The 17,517-nt window shown below is 46.4% G+C and carries 14 protein-coding genes and 2 pseudogenes; 8 read left to right on the forward strand and 8 right to left on the reverse strand.

From position 1 onward, the window contains the following. Positions 1-139 precede the first annotated feature (139 nt). From AC1TPC_RS17470 to AC1TPC_RS17490, 5 genes are all read left to right on the forward strand, one after another. Entirely contained in the window at positions 140-3,952 is a 3,813-nt protein-coding gene (locus tag AC1TPC_RS17470; protein WP_482068092.1) for a phospholipid carrier-dependent glycosyltransferase, read from the forward strand. Between the two features lie 15 nt (positions 3,953-3,967). After that, positions 3,968-4,969, forward strand: coding sequence for a glycosyltransferase family 2 protein (locus AC1TPC_RS17475; RefSeq protein ID WP_482068093.1), 1,002 nt, complete (start codon positions 3,968-3,970; stop codon positions 4,967-4,969). Next, entirely contained in the window at positions 4,962-5,396 is a 435-nt protein-coding gene (locus AC1TPC_RS17480; protein WP_482068094.1) for a GtrA family protein, read from the forward strand. The genes AC1TPC_RS17475 and AC1TPC_RS17480 overlap by 8 nt, the downstream gene beginning before the upstream one ends. Before the next feature lie 15 nt (positions 5,397-5,411). Continuing rightward, positions 5,412-6,068 carry a class D sortase gene (locus AC1TPC_RS17485; protein ID WP_482068095.1) on the forward strand — a complete coding sequence of 219 codons (657 nt, stop codon included), beginning with the start codon at positions 5,412-5,414 and terminating at the stop codon, positions 6,066-6,068. 124 nt (positions 6,069-6,192) lie between these two features. Next, a complete protein-coding gene (locus AC1TPC_RS17490; protein ID WP_006040330.1) occupies positions 6,193-6,417 on the forward strand; it encodes a helix-turn-helix domain-containing protein in 225 nt (74 codons plus the stop codon). A gap of 427 nt (positions 6,418-6,844) precedes the next feature. Here the strand turns inward: AC1TPC_RS17490 and AC1TPC_RS17495 are convergent, their stop codons facing one another. Together AC1TPC_RS17495 and AC1TPC_RS17500 are read right to left on the reverse strand one after the other, a co-directional pair. Further along, a complete protein-coding gene (locus AC1TPC_RS17495) occupies positions 6,845-7,234 on the reverse strand; it encodes a pepsin/retropepsin-like aspartic protease family protein (RefSeq protein ID WP_482068096.1) in 390 nt (129 codons plus the stop codon). Beyond that, positions 7,231-7,491: a hypothetical protein gene (locus AC1TPC_RS17500; RefSeq protein WP_482068097.1), complete on the reverse strand. Its 261-nt coding sequence runs from the start codon at positions 7,489-7,491 to the stop codon at positions 7,231-7,233. Before AC1TPC_RS17500 ends, AC1TPC_RS17495 begins: the two co-directional genes overlap by 4 nt. A gap of 188 nt (positions 7,492-7,679) precedes the next feature. Here AC1TPC_RS17500 and AC1TPC_RS17505 point away from each other — a divergent pair. The 3 genes and pseudogenes from AC1TPC_RS17505 to AC1TPC_RS17515 all read left to right on the forward strand — a co-directional run. Continuing rightward, positions 7,680-7,772, forward strand: a pseudogene (locus AC1TPC_RS17505) (LuxR C-terminal-related transcriptional regulator); the annotation flags it as partial. Positions 7,773-7,930: 158 nt separating this feature from the next. Next, the gene (locus tag AC1TPC_RS17510; protein ID WP_482068098.1) at positions 7,931-9,520 is read left to right on the forward strand and encodes a sensor domain-containing diguanylate cyclase; all 1,590 of its coding nucleotides are present in this window, start codon (positions 7,931-7,933) and stop codon (positions 9,518-9,520) included. Between the two features lie 62 nt (positions 9,521-9,582). After that, positions 9,583-10,893 carry a GHKL domain-containing protein gene (locus AC1TPC_RS17515; protein WP_482068099.1) on the forward strand — a complete coding sequence of 437 codons (1,311 nt, stop codon included), beginning with the start codon at positions 9,583-9,585 and terminating at the stop codon, positions 10,891-10,893. A 104-nt stretch (positions 10,894-10,997) separates the two neighbouring features. On the opposite strand, the gene ptsP is transcribed toward AC1TPC_RS17515, so the two are convergent. From ptsP to AC1TPC_RS17545, 6 genes and pseudogenes are all read right to left on the reverse strand, one after another. Beyond that, the gene (gene ptsP / locus AC1TPC_RS17520; RefSeq protein ID WP_482068100.1) at positions 10,998-12,743 is read right to left on the reverse strand and encodes a phosphoenolpyruvate--protein phosphotransferase; all 1,746 of its coding nucleotides are present in this window, start codon (positions 12,741-12,743) and stop codon (positions 10,998-11,000) included. Then, entirely contained in the window at positions 12,744-13,019 is a 276-nt protein-coding gene (locus AC1TPC_RS17525) for an HPr family phosphocarrier protein (protein ID WP_482068101.1), read from the reverse strand. It lies immediately after the preceding gene. Positions 13,020-13,047: 28 nt separating this feature from the next. Next, on the reverse strand, positions 13,048-14,499 hold the full coding sequence (gene nagE, locus AC1TPC_RS17530) for an N-acetylglucosamine-specific PTS transporter subunit IIBC (RefSeq protein WP_482068102.1): 1,452 nt from the start codon (positions 14,497-14,499) through the stop codon (positions 13,048-13,050). 45 nt (positions 14,500-14,544) lie between these two features. Beyond that, positions 14,545-15,045 (reverse strand): PTS sugar transporter subunit IIA, encoded by a 501-nt coding sequence (locus AC1TPC_RS17535; protein WP_482068103.1) that lies wholly within the window; start codon positions 15,043-15,045, stop codon positions 14,545-14,547. Positions 15,046-15,057: 12 nt separating this feature from the next. Beyond that, the gene (locus AC1TPC_RS17540) at positions 15,058-15,618 is read right to left on the reverse strand and encodes a CAT RNA binding domain-containing protein (protein ID WP_482068104.1); all 561 of its coding nucleotides are present in this window, start codon (positions 15,616-15,618) and stop codon (positions 15,058-15,060) included. A gap of 265 nt (positions 15,619-15,883) precedes the next feature. Further along, positions 15,884-17,437, reverse strand: a pseudogene (locus AC1TPC_RS17545) (catalase); the annotation flags it as partial. Positions 17,438-17,517 lie beyond the last annotated feature (80 nt).

The raw sequence follows: 17,517 nt of genomic DNA on the forward strand, positions 1-17,517 counted from the left end.
TTCTGTAGAGGACCATAGCCCTTGGCGTGGTCCTTTTCTATTTTATTATGATTGACCCTTGATCTATAATCCTTTAAAGTGATAGTGTATTTTGCTATAATTATGCATCTTTAATTGATATGAGGTGGAAATCGGAACGATGATGAACAAGTTTATTCGCGCTACTATAACCATCCTTCTCCTTACCCTTCTATGGCCTGCTGTTGTTGGTCATGCTGCGACTAATCTATTAAAAAATGCTAGCTTTGAAGATGCAGCGGACGGAGCTCCGGCAGACTGGAACCATGATGCTTATTTGAAAGAGGACCATATTACTACATATTCAATCTCTGGTACAGAGGCGCATACAGGAACGTATTCTGCTGTGCTTGAGAATTTGGAAGCCAATCATTCGCGCTGGATGCAAGTCATAAATGTCAAACCAAAAACGATTTACAAGCTGTCTGGCTATGTGAAGACAGAGCAAGTTGGCCCAGAAGCAATAGGAGCGCATTTTTTCGTTGACGGCGTTGCTGTTACATACCCGGAAGTAAAGGATACAAACGGAAAATGGGTGTATGTTCATTTTTACGCAAAGACAGGCAAGGATCAGAAGAGCATTACGTTTGCCGCGAGTCTTGGCGGTTATGGGGGCATCAATACAGGCAAAGCCTATTTCGATGATGTTAGTGTAGAGAAGGTATCGAAGGCTCCTGCCGGCGTGGAAGTATTCAGCCTGGTTCCGACGGAAACAAGCCAGAATACGGAAGCAACTGGTGCAGGCGCATCGATATTTCCTTTAATTTTGTTCGCTGCGTTGTTTACCTTGTTTTTCGCGCTCGTTTACAGGAAGCTGCTTCGCGAACGAAGCTGGCTGGATGAGAAGCCGCATCTGCATCCTATTATTTTCGCATTTGTTCTTATTGTGGCGCTTGCTCTGCGACTCTGGATTGCCATTGCAAGCAAGGGCTATGCCAACGATATCGCCTTATTTATGGCTTGGGCCGATCATGCGGTAAAGCAGGGTCTCTCCGGTTTTTACCATACCGATATGTTTGTAGATTACCCTCCGGGCTATATTTATATTCTGTATGTGCTAGGCGCCATCAAAAATATGCTTGCGCTTGACGCATCCTCTAATGCCGCATTGCTGTTATTTAAATTGCCGGCGATTCTAGCTGATCTAGGAGCTGCTTATTTTATTTTTAAAGCAGCACATAAGAAATCGGGCTATTCAGTGGCGCTTGCTCTTGCGCTGCTCTATGTATTCAATCCAGCAGTTATTGTGGATTCAGCCGCATGGGGGCAAGTGGATTCCATATTTGCGCTTGCGCTAGTGTTGACCATTTACGGAATCGCGGAAAATAAAATCGAACGCGCTTCCGTTTGGTTCGCCATAGCGGCGCTTATCAAGCCGCAAGCATTCATTTTTATGCCGGTGCTGCTCGTCTGGTTCGTTTATCGCAAAGCCTGGAGGAAAATCCCGGTTAGTGCTTTCTACGGCTTTACAACGTTTATATTGTTAGCTTTGCCATTCTTTTGGGGCAATGGCGGGCTGTCAGGTCTTATTAATCTATATCGGGGTACGTTAGCCTCTTACCCGTATGCGACTCTAAACGCTTTTAACCTTTATGCGCTAAGCAATGATAACTGGAAGCCGATTACCGATACATGGCTGCTGTTTTCGTTCCAAGCCTGGGGCGCGATCTTTATTTTGGCGGCAGTTGCGTTAGCGGTTTATTTCTCTTTCAAGAAGCAGGACGGCGATTCGTCGAAGCGAGCTTTTTTTGTCGGCATGGTGCTGATTGTCGTTGTGTTTATGGGCGTAACCAAAATGCATGAGCGTTATCTGTTTCCCGTTCTATTGCTTTCAATCTTTGCATTTATACAATCGCTCGACCGAAGAATGCTGCTGGCCTATTTAGGCTTTAGCCTCACAAGCTACATCAATATTGCTTATGTGCTTGATTACAGCAAAGTGACCACAAATGTACCGTTTAACGGCATCGTTTTAATGTGCTCGCTAGCAAATACAGGTCTTTTGCTATACTTGCTTTATATCGGATATGATAAATATGTACGCGGCAGAGTGAAGCTCGTAAATCCACTATTGGAGGAACAGCTGAGGCAGGCGGACGACAACGCGTTATCGGCTTATAAGACGGAAGCCGCTTCGAGTGTGAAACAAGAAACAAACCGGCTGGAGCGCAAGGACTGGGTTTGGATGGGAGCGATTACGCTCATATACGCCATCGTCGCTCTCTGCCAGCTAGGCGAGATGAAGGGTCCGACAACTCCATGGCAGCCTGCGGAGACAGGCGAAAGCTTTATCGTTGATTTGGGTGGAGTAAAGCAGCTTGACCGCATCAACAGCTTTGGCGGTGTCGGAACCGGTAAATTCAAATACGAATTCAGTCAAAATGGGACGGACTTTGATAATGTGATGGAAATAGACAGCAGCCATGTCGCTGTCTTTACTTGGACGAGTCAGCCAGCAGCGCTGCAAGCGCGTTATATTCGGCTGACCTCTGTTCAAACCGGATTTTCCATGCATGAGATCGCGATCTATGAGCAAAGCAACAAAATACCTTTGACGATCGTTGGCATTAATGACGAGCAAGCGAAGAATGCCAAAAGAGGCAGCGTAGCGCAGCTGTTCGATGAGCAGCACCTTGCGAAGTTTGATGCGACCTTTATGAATGGATCGTATTTCGATGAGATTTATCACGCGCGCACAGCCTATGAGCATATGGAGCATATCGTCGCTTATGAGAACACGCATCCGCCGCTTGGCAAAATCATCATCGCCATTGGCATTAAGCTGTTTGGCCTTAATCCATTCGGCTGGCGCATAATGGGCGTGCTGTTCGGCATTGCGATGCTGCCTTTAATGTATGTGTTCGCAAGAAGGCTGTTTAAAAGCAGCGTTTACGCTGGACTTGCCGCAGCATTGTTTGCTGCCGATTTCATGCACTTTACGCAAACGAGAATTGCGACAATCGACGTCTATGGCGTGTTTTTCATTATGCTGATGTTTTATTTCATGCACAAATATTATTCGTTAAATTTTTATCGGGTCAAGCTTAGCATCACGCTTCTTCCGCTATTTTTGGCAGGCCTGTTTTTTGGCATCGGCGTAGCTTCCAAGTGGATCGTGCTCTATGGCGGCGCCGGCCTCGCGATCATGTTAGCCATTTCCTTATTTGAGCGCTGCAAAGAATATGCGGCCGCAAAGCGCGTGCTGCGAAAAGGCGGCGCTCCAACGGATTCAGCATTAAGCATAGACAAGCTGAAGCATATCGTGAACGTATTCCCGCGCTATACGATCATTACGCTCGCTTTATGTCTCGTCTTCTATATCGTTATTCCTCTTGCAATCTACGCTTTATCCTATATTCCGGTGCTGACCGTTATGGATGAAGGGTATACGGTGAAGAGTCTTATTAATTATCAGAAGCATATGTTTAGCTATCACAGCAATCTCGTTTCGACGCATCCATTCTCCTCCTCCTGGTGGGAATGGCCATTCATGAAGCGGCCGGTATGGTACTATTCAGGCGACAACATGGCTGCTGGCATGAAGTCAACGATTGCAGCGATGGGCAATCCACTCATTTGGTGGGCAGGTATTTTTGCGATGGCAGCGACGATCTGGCTCAGCATCAAACGCAGAGACCAAGCGATGTATACGATTTGGATCGCTTTCCTGGCGCAATACGTCCCGTGGATGCTCGTTCCGAGGCTTACGTTCCTCTATCACTATTTTGCAATGGTTCCGTTTATTATTCTGAGCATGGTGTATATGTTTAAAGTAATCGAAGAGAAGCAGCCGAGCTTCAAGTTGGTGCGGAACGTCTTCTTGGCTGCATCCATTTTATTATTTTTTGTTTTTTATCCCGCTCTTTCCGGTATGACCGTGCCAAGCTGGTATGTAGAGCATGTGCTGCGCTGGTTCCCAAGTTGGTTATTTTAAGAAAGGGGCATTCGGATGAACAAATCGGGTGTAAAATACAGCATTATCGTTCCTATGTTTAACGAAGAAGAGGTTATCGAGCATACGTATGAGCGGCTGAAGCTTGTGATGGATTCTGTAGACGAACCGTATGAGCTTATATTCGTCAATGACGGCAGCAAAGACCGTACGGTTGAATTGGTTTCGATGATTGGCGACTTTGATCCAAATGTCCGTCTCATTAACTTCTCTCGCAACTTCGGGCATCAGATTGCCATTTCGGCAGGCATGGACTATGCGAAGGGAGATGCGATCGTCGTTATTGATGCGGATTTGCAAGACCCGCCAGAAGTTATTCTCGATATGATCGCCAAATGGAAGGAAGGCTTTGAGGTCGTTTACGGCAAACGACTGAAACGCAAGGGAGAGACCATCTTCAAGAAGCTGACTGCGAAACTTTTTTACCGGACGCTGCGCAGCTTGACGAATGTCGATATTCCCGTTGATACGGGAGACTTTCGGTTGATTGATCGCAAAGTATGCGACGTGCTTCGTAGTTTAAAGGAAAAAAACCGGTTTGTGCGCGGGCTGGTCAGCTGGATCGGCTTTCGGCAGACGATGGTCGAATATGAGCGGGAGGAACGGTATGCGGGTGAAACCAAGTATCCGCTTAAGAAAATGATCGCGTTTGCAATTGACGGCATTACCTCGTTCTCCTACAAGCCGCTGAAGATTGCTACCTATATTGGATTTACCTTATCGTTTACGAGTTTTCTGTATTTGCTGGTCGTTATTTTCCAGAGGCTGTTCACGGGCAGCACCATCGCGGGCTGGGCTTCTATCGTTGCAGTTAATCTATTATTTAACGGCATCATTCTTATGCTCCTTGGCATCATTGGCGAATATATCGGACGGATTTATGACGAATCCAAAAATCGGCCGCTCTATATCGTGCGTGAGGTCAAAGGCTTTGCGGATGAGGAAGAGAGCAAAGCTGCGGAAGCAAGGCAAACGGATCGGATGAAAGAGTATGTTTAACGAGGCACGAAAAAAGCTCATCATCCAATTTATAACCTTTAACATCGTTGGCTTGCTGAATACGGCTGTCGACTTCTTGATGTACACCGTCTTGGTCTGGTTTGGCACTTATTATTTGCTTGCTCAGGTTATCGCTTACGGCGCGGGGATGATTAACAGCTTTGTGCTTAACAGCCGATATACGTTTAATAAAGGCGGGAGCGCAGCGGGCGGGACGAAGAAGCTGAGCTTAAGCGTCAGATTTATCGTTTGGAATGGCATTTTACTTGGCATCACGCTGCTTCTTCTTGCAGCCTTAACGCAGTGGTGGGAATGGAATGAGCTTGCTGCAAAGGTAATCGTAACGGCGGTTACGATTATGCTTAATTTTTATGGAAGTAAAAAATGGGTTTTCACATCGAAGGGGACACAGGCCGAGAGCAGCTAGCGGAAGGTGGGGAAAATGAAAAAAATATGGTCCTATTCATTAATCATCGTTGGCATTCTCATACTACTCTATCCAAAAGCAAATGAATGGTATGACAATCGGCAGCAAAATAAGCTGATGGAGGAATGGGAAGAAGCAAGCTTCGATGTAATACCCCAGGAGCAGGCGCAGGAGCAGTATGCGCAGCTGACGGATCTTTTTAACGAGGAATCGACAACTTCGACGGCCCAGCCTGCAAACACACCCACAGAGGCACCTGCAGCGACTCCGACCGTACAGAAAATCACATCCATCGCAACGCTCAAAATAGACAAAATTAAACTTAAGCTGCCTGTCGTAGAGGGAGCAACTCAGAAAAACTTGAAATCAGCCACTGCGCATTTGAAGGAAACGACAGCAATAGGCAAGGTCGGCAATGCGGCTATCGCCGGTCATCGGATGCGTTCAAAGGGCAGGTTGTTTAATCGACTTGGAGAGATTGAGGTCGGAGACAAAATTGTATTGGAGACGAAGGAACAAACCTATACCTATACGGTATATAAAGTATCGATCGTAGAGCCAACCGACGTGTCCGTTCTGAATTACAATAACAAAGATAAGCTGCTCACCTTAATCACCTGCGACCCTATCGTGAACCCCACTCACCGCTTAATCATTCACGCAAAATTGTAACGGCAGCAGAGCCCATTTTCGCTACGCAACAGCACCAATGGTATCGCCCCTTCATAGTATAAGTTGACTGTATCCCTTAACCTTGTTAAACCATAAAAACCCGCGCAAGGAGGGGTGACAAACATTGAAGGGTAGCGACCATAAGAGCAAGTTTTTATTGACGCATCGTGAACGCGAGGTATTCGAGCTGTTGGTACAGGACAAGACAACAAGAGATATTGCACAGCAACTATTCATCAGCGAGAAGACCGTCCGCAACCATATTTCTAATGTCATGCAAAAGCTGAACGTAAAAGGTCGTTCACAAGCGGTTGTCGAGCTTATCAAGCTTGGTGAATTACAAATCTAACATAGCAACCTAATCGGACGGCATAGCGATATGCTGTCTTATTTTTTTGTATGCTTATCTGTACGAATGGTAACAAACATTGAAGGGTAGCGACCAAAAGAAGGAAACAAAACGTCAGAAAGAATAGCTTGTAGTGACGACGTCAAGCTTTGATAAATTGAATGTGAAAAGTATAAATCTGAATAATAATGGATGCAGAGTTTCTGCAAGGACCTCTCTTATTAGATATGCCATTCAGAGACCCTGATCCACCACTTTAGGGTTGGGAGCGTATTGTTTGAAGGTAAATTTGGTCGAGCAATATATGTCAGAAAGAGTGACTAGAGTGAATAGTTGCTTTATCGTTATCGAATATTCAACATTGCGTTGAGATTCCATAGATAAAAAATGACCAAGTAATTGCCTTTGAATGAAGGCATCGCTTGGTCTAATAATTAAAATCAATTCCCATCGATTCAAAATCCACTTTGCACTTGGCTTTCATCATAAAATCAATGCCAAGAATCCCATCAAAGCCATAAGGCTCTTGTATAGAACCAAGCTGAATCGGAAAATCAGTTAAAGCAATGTGTTCAATATGAAGATCGGGAATGTGTTGCTCATAGCAAATTTCGCTCGTTCCCCCTACCCCATACATTCGTTTGGCTCGTCCATTGATAAAGTCAATGTCAATGCTAATCCCAGCAAGTGCATCGGTATCAAAAACCGTTGCAGCACATCCTGTATCAAATAGAACATTCTGTAAAACAATCGTTTGATTGTTGTGAGTTAAAGTTAAGGAGATGATAGGCAAGCCGTGCTGGAGTTGTATTTTCATGTCCGCTGCCTTATCCCTGAGAAAAATTCCTCAACGACCTCTACATCACTTCTGCTCGTGTGGAATACATACAGCTCGCGTGTCGGATGAAGCTTATGCAGCTCTTTATAGCCGCTCCAGGCTTCCTGAGGGTTGTTGTAGTCCTGAATAACCGCCATATCCTCTAATTGTCGCACATGATTGTTGGAGCTTGCCTTGATTGCCTCGACCAGCACAAAACGACCTGGATGCAGTTCGGTAATCTCTCCCCATTTCATCGGCTTCACCTCGCTTGGATTGTAGTATTTCTATTATAACATAGTTGCCCCGAAGGGTTGGAAGTAGGTGCGGGGATTGACATTATATGTTTTTAATGTGTGGAACAGCATTCGATGAAGGGGAGCTAAGTGGGAATTTGTGCGATGACTGTGAAATGGAAAACGATTATTAAGTTTGGCGTACTTCAAACCACATCTCCAATGTCATGCAAAAGCTGAACGTAAAAGGTCGTTCACAAGCGGTTGTCGAGCTTATCAAGCTTGGTGAATTACAAATCTAACATAACAACCTAATCGGACGGCATAGCGATATGCTGTCTTATTTTTTGTCATCAAGAGTTAGAATTATTCTAATTATGGTAATAAAGTAAAATAGGAGAAGGAAAATGTCGAATATCGTCGAATATTACTAGTACCATAATGTTTAGGAAGGGTCTATATGCATATATTACGTGTGATAAAAGCTTCGCAAAGGAATAAAATAGGTCTAACGACGCTGCTTACCGGCTTGGTCACGATATCCGTTCTTCTCACATTAACGATGTTGCTCTTCGCATCCTATCAATCCCAAAGGCAATCATTAATTGGAACGACGCTTACCTTAAATCTCTCCACCGCAACTAAGATGAGTCAGGCGATGGATTCTTTATTTATATCGATGCGCAGCAGTCTAAAAAACGCTGCGGCATTTTATTCCATGAACTGGGGATTAAATGAGTCGGATTCGGACAAGTACCTTGAATTGATACGCAAAAGCAGTAATTATTTTAGTTCCATTATAGTAGTAGATGAGAATGGTATTATGCGTGTAATGTCTCCTCCCTCACTTGGAATGATAGGCAAGCAAGTGAAAACACAGCCTCCTAAGGAAGCATTGGCTCTTAGAAAGCCTTACATATCACAGCCGTATATAAGCGCAGTGTCCAAACGGCTTCTCGTATTTGTCAGCGAGCCGATATTTGATCAGAAAGGCGTTTACAGAGGTTTTATCGGCGGTTCCATTTATCTGCAAGAAGATAACGTTTTGAATATGATTTTTGGCAACGACAGCTTGGATCATAATGGCTCATACTTCTTTGTAACAAGCTCCGATGGTCATTTGCTTTACCATCCCAATTACATTCGTATAGGTCAAGACGTAAGCGCCGACCCTATCGTCCAGAAGCTGGCACAAGGCGAAAGTGGGCAAGAGCTAACGGAAGCTTCAAAAGGATTAACGCTGCTCGCAGGGTATTCATTCGTACCGGAAAGCAAATGGGGAATCGTCGTGCTTTCTCCGATGGACATCGTCAATGCGGAATTAAGCCAGTATATTCGTTCAATCTTGCTGTATACGATCATTCCATTTATTCTACTATTGCTGGTGACGATTTGGTTTGCGCGCCGATTAGCAATGCCATTCGTAACGCTTGCGAACTTTGTGAGAAAAATCGGGGAGAAAGATACTGCATTGCCGACAGTGGAGCACCACTGGAACAGTGAAGCTGATTTATTGACTAGAACGATTGTACGTGCAATGAGCGGCATTAAAGCTCAGAACGATCTGTTGACCCAAGCGGCGATGACCGATGTTCTGACCGGACTTAGCAACCGTCGAACGTTAGAGGCGATCATGAAGCAATGGGTCGAGGAGCAGAAGCCTTATTCCATACTCGTGCTTGATATTGACCGTTTCAAATCTATTAACGACAACTTTGGGCATCAAGAGGGAGATAGAGTTTTGCAGCATCTTGCTGAGATTGTAAGGAAATCCGTAAAAGCAGGGGCTGTATGCAGCCGTTATGGAGGCGAGGAGTTCGTTGTTCTTCTGCCCTATGCGACGGCGCATGATGTTTTTGAAACAGCTGAACGCATTCGGCTAATTATGGAGCAAAGCGAAAATCATCTCAAACAAACCGTTACGGTCTCACTTGGCGGGGCTCATTTTCCGTCACAGGCGAGAAATGCGGATGAGCTGTTCATGCTGGCGGATCAAGCGATGTACAGGGCCAAAAATGCTGGAAGAAACCAAACCGTAATAGCTGACTAGAGGAAAGCCGGCAGTAACGCCGATTAAATCTAATACATAATTGCTGAAAAGGGATTATTTCAATGATATCAAATCTTTTATCTACAAAAAAAAAAATGATTTATTTTATCGTCATATCAATTGCCATTATGTGCTTGCTCACCGGGATAAAGCTGTTTTTCTCTTATAAGACCACGAGCAAATCCGCTGAAATCGCGCTGGCAAAGCAATATACTGAAATTGCAATAGAAGTGGCAAATGGCTTGGATAAAGAGAGTTATAAGAAATTTCTCCTGTCCAAATCGGAAGATGAGCATTTTCAGAAAACGAAGCTTTATCTGGAAGAGTATCGGAAACGAATTAATGCCCTCTATGTGTATACTTTGCTTCTGGATGAAAGTGAAGTCTCTAAGGTCATGGTGGCAGCCGGGCCGCCTGCTGTGGAGGATTTGCCGATTGGATTTCCATGTACGGCCCCTCCTGCTGAGGTGATTCGTGCGAAGAACGGGGTGAACTATTACACGGGCATTATTCATGATGAACTTTCCGGCTCTTATATGTCCATAGGGGTTCCTTTATTCGACGAGAAGGGCGAAATGATTGGTGTAGTAGGAATCGATATAGCTGCTGAGGATTTAGGTCTTATCAGCAAGCATGTCATCAAGAGCAATTCGCATATCTTCGGACTGGATGTCTTGTTCGCATTGTTATTGTTAGCAGGCGTGTACTTGTTGAACAAATGGTACAAGGCACGTTTGAAGCAGGATTTGAAGGAATCGGAGAAGACATACATCTCTGAACTCGGTAAAATAGTAGGCACCATCAAATCAAGCAGGCATGATTTGATGAATCATCTGCAGGTGTTGAATGGCTTAATGGACATTCGAATGTACGATAAAGCGCATGATTATTTGAGACAGCTTACGACTGAGTCCAAAACAATGGATTTGTCTCTCCGAGTAAAAAATCCGTTTTTGATGGTGTTGTTCCAAAGTAAGTGGGAGCTTGCTCATTCGAAAAATATAGACATCACCTTTGATACGGACTTTATCGATTTTGATAAAATGGAGTCTATGGATTTGGTTAAGCTATTTTCAAATTTGCTGGATAATGCGATCGAGTCCGTAGAAGCGTCGTTCGGCGAGCTGCCGCAGGAAATTCGTGTCATTTGCAAAATCGATAAAGGAAAATATAAATTTGCCATCGAGAATGCTGCCTTGCTTACGGATAAAGAATTAAGCAGCCTCTTTCAGTATGGGTTTACTACGAAGGAGGATGGGCAGTCCTTGCGAGGGAACGGCCTCACTATCGTAAAGAGAACCGTTGAGAAATATAAGGGACATATTGATTTTCGCTATGAAGGGAAAAAGCTTCTTTTTCAAATTACGATATAATCATGACAGCGCCACGTTATTATACTTGAAATAGGTTTAGGATATAGCATGCGAAAAGAAGGGGCTGTTCACAAGGTACATAACCTTGTTTGAACAGCCCCGCTTTATGTGCATGCTTGCTTCAACGCTTGAACATGCTCCTCAACATAAGCTCTAACCTCTTCTGCCGAGCCTAGCTCAAGAACCGATTGCGCGACTTGCTTCATCTCCAGCTGGGAAAGCTTGGCCAGCAAAGCTCGCGCTGGCAATATTGCGCTTGCGCTCATGCTGAATTCATCTAAGCCGAGGCCAAGCAAGATCGGCAGAGCATGCTTCTGTCCAGCCATTTCGCCGCACATGCCGACCCATTTGCCGTTCGCATGAGCCGCCGAGATGACGCGCTCGATCAGCAGCAAGATGGCAGGATGGAGCGGATCGTTTAAGTAGCCGAGCTTCGGATTCATGCGATCGGCTGCCATCGTATATTGAACCAAATCATTAGTGCCGATGCTGAAGAAATCAACTTCCTTCGCGAACTTGTCCGCGAGGACAGCTGCAGCCGGAATTTCAATCATGATGCCGGCCTCGATGCTTGGGTTGAATGTTATGCCAGCTGCGATCAGCTCGACCTTAACTTCCTCCAGCATAGCCTTCGCTTGACGCCATTCGCTAAGCGATGCAATCATAGGGAACATGATTTTCAAATTGCCGAAAGCGCTCGCCCGCAAAATCGCCCGAAGCTGCGTCTTGAACATATCCGGCCGATCCAAGCAGATGCGGATCGCGCGGAAGCCAAGGAAGGGGTTGTCCTCCTTCGGAAGATTCATATAGGGTATTTCCTTATCTCCGCCTATATCGGAGGTGCGGATAACGATAGGCGCATCGCTGCCAAACGCTTCGGCTGCTTTGCGGTAAGCAACAAATTGTGTTTCTTCGGACGGCAGCTCTGCTGCATCCATGTAGAGAAATTCGGTACGGAACAATCCGATGCCTTCAGCGCCAGCTTTAGCGGCTTGCTCTGCATCCTTCACGGAGCCGATATTCGCGACCAGCTCCACCTGCGCGCCGTCGCCGCTTACGGAAGGCTGGTTCAAATACGTTTGATAATATTGCTCACGTTCAAGCTGCTTTTGCTGCAATTGCGAATAACGAGAAAGCGCAGCATCATCGGGATCGATAATGACTTGTCCATCCGCACCGTCGATAATGACCGTTTGACCGTCCTTTACCACATTTTCCAGCGAGCCGCCGATCCCAACGATCGCCGGAATGCCGATTGATCTTGCAATAATGGAAGAATGAGACGTACGTCCGCCAGCTTGCGTCGCAAAACCAACAACCTTGCTTGGATCAAGCTGCGCAGTGTCTGATGGCGTCAAATCCTCGGCAAACAATATGATTTTACCTGTCACATCGTTTAAAGACTCGGAGGAAATGCCTTGCAATTGATTTATCACGCGACGGCTTACATCACGAATATCGGCTGCACGTTCCTTCAGATAAGGATCCTCCAATGCGCTGATCATTTCGGCAATTTCCTCGGAGGTTGTAAAGAAGGCGTATTCGGCATTTATCCGCTCTTCCCGAACTCGCTCCTTCGAGCGGTCAACAAGCTCCTCGTCCTCAAGCAGCATAAGATGCGCTTCAAATATTTCGGCTTCGGACTCCTTCTGCTGAGCGATGAGCTTGCCATGTATCGCTTCAAGTTCCTCGCGGGATGCTGCAATTGCAGCATCGAAGCGGCTGAGCTCTTCAGCCAATTGACTGTCAGCGAGGTGTACCTTTACGATTTGCGCTGCCTTTGCCGATAATACTCTAGCCACTCCAATGGCATATCCAGGCGATGCGGCAATTCCTTGAAGAAGCATCATTTATTGCCCCTTTTCCAAATGCTGCTCGACTGAAACCAAGATCGCCCCAATTGCTGAGATAACGTCCTCTGCATGTTCGCCCTCAGCAGCTACCGTAATGCTGTCACCTTGCCTAGCTCCAACTGTAATAACATGAACGAGGCTCTTCGCGTTAAAGCTTTTGCCATCCTTCTCAAGCGTAACGGCACCTGCGAACGTTTTTGCAGCCTCGACGATTTTTCGTGCCGGTCTTGCGTGAATGCCGAATGGGTTTTGGATCATAAAGCTGTTTTGCATCGGTTTTCCACTCCTAATAGCTGTATAGTTACAGTATTTTTTTAATTTCATCTTTGAGCTGTTCGGATTGCGTGCCGAAAATAACCTGTACGGCACCTTTGCCTAATCGAATAACGCCTGCTGCACCCATCCCTTTAAGCTGTGAATCGTTGACAACAGTCTCGTCCTTCACAACTAAGCGCAGTCTAGTGATACAAGCATCCAACCCTACGATGTTGGATGAACCGCCAAGCGCATGCAGCACGTTTGCTGCTTTGCTGCCGCCATCAGCTGGAGATGCTGCGCTTGCTGCTTTCTTCTCTTCAACGGATTCGTCCTCGCGGCCAGGTGTCTTGATGTTGAATTTGATGATCATGAAGCGGAATAACAAATAGTACACGACCGCAAACGCAAGACCGACAGGAATGATCAGCAGCGGATTTGTCGCAAGCGGAAAGTTAACCGCGTAATCGATAAATCCGGCAGAGAAGCCAAAGCCGTGCTTCACATCTAATTGATAAAGGATGAAGCCTGACAAACCGGTTAACAGAGCATGGATGATAAACAGAAACGGCGCTGCGAACATAAAGGCAAACTCAAGCGGCTCAGTAATCCCGGTCAGGAAGGAGGCGAAGGCGGTCCCGATAAATATGGAGGCGACCATCTTTCGTTTCTCCTTGCGTGCCGAACGAATGATCGCAAGCGCGCCGGCTGGCAGAGCGAACATCATGATCGGGAAGAAGCCGGTCATGAACATGCCCGCTGTTTTGTCTCCTGCGAAGAAACGGGTCAAGTCGCCATTCACAACTTTGCCTGAGGCATCTGTATAATCGCCAATTTGGAACCAAGCGATCGAATTGAGGACATGGTGCAGACCGGTTGGAATAAGCAGTCTGTTTGCCGTAAGGAAAACGAAGGAGCCGATACCGCCAAAATCGACGATCCAGCGACCGAATGAATCCAACGCATTTTGCACTGGCCCCCATACAAGACCAAGCAACAGGGCGACAATAACCATTACAAGCGAAGTGATAATCGGAACAAAGCGTTTGCCGCTGAAGAAGCCCAGCCAATCAGGCAGCTTTATCGTATGGAATCGTTTATATAAGTAAGCAGATATAAGACCTGCAATGATACCGCCTAGAACGCCCATATTCAGGACAACATCTTTTCCCACGAGGCCCGTGAAGACGAGAGGGACTTTCAGTTGAACCGTGATCAGCACCTGATAAGCGATGACGGCAGCGAGCGCGGCAACGGCGTCGCCGGCAAGGCCGATCGCTACGCCGACAGCGAAGATCAGCGGCAGGTGATCGAAGATGGCGGAGCCGCCAGCAGCAAGAAACGGCGCGATGTACTGATTAATAAATTGTCCTGCGCTTCCCATATGGAAGTCGTTCACATAATCGATATTGCCGAAGCGGAGCAGGATGGAAGCCGCTGGAAGCGAAGCAACCGGCAGCATTAATGCTTTACCAATTTTTTGAAGAAAGGCCAGCATGTTCTTATCGTCCTCTTTTCTACTTAGATGTAATGGGGCATTGGTCTAGCTGTTCATTTCTGCTCGAAGAAGGGTCTCTTCCCCTGCAGAGACGTTGCCGCTAGCGACGATATGCTCGAGATGCTTCACATCATCCTGATTGGCGATGACGATTGGCGTGACCGAGGGATAGCCGGCAGCCGCGATTTTGGTCAGGTCAAAGGTTATAAGCGTATCGCCTGCTTGGAAGGTGTCGCCTGTGCCTACTTTTGCTTGGAAGCCATCGCCATTTAAAGCGACAGTATTGATTCCGATATGAATAAGCAGCTGCAAGCCGGACGCATGCTCAATGATGATGGCGTGATTCGTATGGATGAGATGGGATACGGTACCATCGAACGGAGCGATGATTTTACCCTCTGCTGGCTCAATCGCGAGTCCATCGCCCATATGCTTGCCTGCGAAGGCTTCATCCGGCACCTCCGTTAAAGGCACGACCTTACCTGTTAAAGGGGCTAAAATCTCAATCGTTTTTTGTTTTGATTTTCCAAAAAGTTTGGATAGCATGTGTAAGTCCTCCTATTGTTGGTCTGCTTGCTTAATTAGTTGCCCGACAGGCACGTTGTGAATGCCGGAATGGATATGGAACGATAGAAATCCGATCTCATCCTCGGGTACTTCAATCTCGAATTGCTTGCTGATCCATTCGGCTAATTGAGCAGCGATTTCATATTCCATCGGAAAGTTCTTTTTTGTCTCGTTTAGAAAAGGATTTACAATATCCATGTCGTTACGAAGCCGATAAACGGCAAACTGGATGTGGCTCGGCAAGGCAAAAAATAGCTTTGGATTCACATCAACGCCAGTTTTCTGTTTGATATGCTCCGCAATCCGCTCCGTCACTTCGATGATCCCTGGATCAATCTCCTCAAGGTAGGAGTGGTACTGCTTCATCTGCTCGGTATCGTCTAGACGAAATCGCTTCTCAATGCGGGGATCTGTACTATCAATGGTTTGGCCGGCTTTAAGCGAGAAGCCAAGTCCCTTGCCGAAAATGACGTATTCTCTATCGGTTTCCAGGTCGGCCGTCAATAGTACATTGTTGCCGATCGCACGTTCTACCCGAAATGCGCGAGCCATGCTTGAAATCCCTCCTTTTGTTAGTAAGATGCCCAATTGGCAAAAAAAAGAGCCAAGAAAAGAAAACCGATCTAATTCAAAATTAGATGGTAGTCTCTTCTTGGCTCATGCCTCATAGGTTGAGTAACACGCCAATTACTATGGATAATCGTTAAATTCAAATGAATGACCTTTGTGATCACCCAATTGAATATTAACATCATATTAATTTGAAGCGCTTTCGTCAAGAGGCTGATCGCTTGAAAAATTACACTTTCATTTTTTTTCAATAGCCGTCAGTGGAATGGCCAAGCTCGCTTGCGATTTCCATTCCTTCGTTGGCTGGCGTTGTGCCGACATGACCTTTATCCTTAAGATTCGAATCCGCTTGCTTAAGACCTTCTGCTACACGACTGCCATATTCGCTGTCGGCTTCCGAGAAGTGCCGAATCATTTGCTCGCGAATGACCGTGCTGCAGTTGCTGAGCGCGTCTACTAAGTTTTCAATGAGCTCGTCGCGCTCCCATTGCTCGAATTTGCGATAAGTTTCACCGGCTTGCTTGAAATTGTTTTGGCGATCTATAGGCTCCTTAGTTAGTTTAGCCGAGTAGGACGGCTCATGCGGCTCTCCAGAACGCTCTGCTTCCTTTAAGCCTCCCATCGTAGAAGGCTCGTAATTGACATGCGGATTTTGACCTGGCGCGATATCGATATAGAAAGCCATCTGTCCGTCTCGCTGATTGGTAGCAACTGCCTTCTTCGGCGCGTTGATCGGCAATTGAAGATAGTTGGTGCCAACGCGGTGCCGCTGCGTATCGGAATAAGAGAACGTGCGGCCTTGCAGCATTTTATCGTCGGAGAAATCGAGACCGTCCACTAAAACGCCAGTACCGAACGCCGCTTGCTCCACCTCCGCGAAGTAGTTTTCCGGGTTTTTGTTCAGCACCATCTTGCCGACCGGCAGCATCGGGAACTGCTCGGGATCCCATAGCTTCGTATCGTCGAGAGGATCGAAATCAAGCTCTTCATGCGTGTCGTCGCTCATCCATTGGACTTGAAGCTCCCACTCCGGATATTCACCGCGCTCGATTGCCTCGTATAAATCCTGAGTGGCGTGATTGAAGTTTTTGCCTTGAAGCTGCTCGGCTTCAGTCTGGGTCAGGTTTCGAATGCCCTGCAACGGCTCCCAATGATATTTGACGAGAATGCCTTTGCCTTCGGCATTAACCCATTTGTATGTATTGACGCCAGAGCCTTGCATTTGCCTGTAATTAGCCGGTATTCCCCATGGAGAGAACAGAAACGTAATCATATGCGTAGCTTCGGGCGATTGCGAGACAAAATCAAAGAAGCGCTCCATGCTCTGCACATTCGTGACGGGGTCAGGCTTGAAGGCATGCACCATATCGGGAAATTTCATCGCATCGCGAATGAAAAAGATTTTCAGATTGTTGCCGACCAAATCCCAGTTCCCATCCTCCGTATAAAACTTTGTGGCAAAGCCGCGCGGGTCTCGAAGTGTTTCCGGGGAATGGCCGCCGTGGATGACGCTTGAGAATCGAACGAATACAGGTGTTTGCTTGCCTGCCTTCTGAAAGAGCTTGGCTCTCGTATACTTTGCTATTGGCTCATCGCCCAGCTTGCCGTAGGCTTCAAAATAGCCATGTGCCCCAGCGCCGCGGCCATGCACGACACGTTCAGGAATACGTTCGCGGTCAAAGTGCGAGATTTTCTCGATAAAATGGTAGTTCTCAAGCGTGGAAGGGCCGCGGTTGCCGATGGTCCGAATATTTTGATTGTCAGTTACGGGATGGCCCTGCCTGGTTGTAAGTGTTTGATCTGGCGTATCATTTGAAGTCATAACATTTTCATCCTCCATTTTATGCAAATGCCTTAATACGCAACTAGTTTGAGTTTTTA

It is taken from the genome of Paenibacillus sp. Y280, assembly GCF_056786335.1.

What these genes read in the sequence shown, in the direction of transcription:
- AC1TPC_RS17510 (WP_482068098.1), top strand. Translation starts at nt 7,931, where the DNA reads ATGCATATATTACGTGTGATAAAAGCTTCGCAAAGGAATAAAATAGGT.
- AC1TPC_RS17515 (WP_482068099.1), top strand. Translation starts at nt 9,583, where the DNA reads ATGATATCAAATCTTTTATCTACAAAAAAAAAAATGATTTATTTTATC.
- AC1TPC_RS17500 (WP_482068097.1), bottom strand. Translation starts at nt 7,491, where the DNA reads ATGAAATGGGGAGAGATTACCGAACTGCATCCAGGTCGTTTTGTGCTG.
- AC1TPC_RS17525 (WP_482068101.1), bottom strand. Translation starts at nt 13,019, where the DNA reads ATGCAAAACAGCTTTATGATCCAAAACCCATTCGGCATTCACGCAAGA.
- ptsP (WP_482068100.1), bottom strand. Translation starts at nt 12,743, where the DNA reads ATGATGCTTCTTCAAGGAATTGCCGCATCGCCTGGATATGCCATTGGA.
- AC1TPC_RS17535 (WP_482068103.1), bottom strand. Translation starts at nt 15,045, where the DNA reads ATGCTATCCAAACTTTTTGGAAAATCAAAACAAAAAACGATTGAGATT.
- AC1TPC_RS17540 (WP_482068104.1), bottom strand. Translation starts at nt 15,618, where the DNA reads ATGGCTCGCGCATTTCGGGTAGAACGTGCGATCGGCAACAATGTACTA.
- AC1TPC_RS17495 (WP_482068096.1), bottom strand. Translation starts at nt 7,234, where the DNA reads ATGAAAATACAACTCCAGCACGGCTTGCCTATCATCTCCTTAACTTTA.
- AC1TPC_RS17470 (WP_482068092.1), top strand. Translation starts at nt 140, where the DNA reads ATGATGAACAAGTTTATTCGCGCTACTATAACCATCCTTCTCCTTACC.
- AC1TPC_RS17480 (WP_482068094.1), top strand. Translation starts at nt 4,962, where the DNA reads ATGTTTAACGAGGCACGAAAAAAGCTCATCATCCAATTTATAACCTTT.
- nagE (WP_482068102.1), bottom strand. Translation starts at nt 14,499, where the DNA reads ATGCTGGCCTTTCTTCAAAAAATTGGTAAAGCATTAATGCTGCCGGTT.
- AC1TPC_RS17475 (WP_482068093.1), top strand. Translation starts at nt 3,968, where the DNA reads ATGAACAAATCGGGTGTAAAATACAGCATTATCGTTCCTATGTTTAAC.
- AC1TPC_RS17485 (WP_482068095.1), top strand. Translation starts at nt 5,412, where the DNA reads ATGAAAAAAATATGGTCCTATTCATTAATCATCGTTGGCATTCTCATA.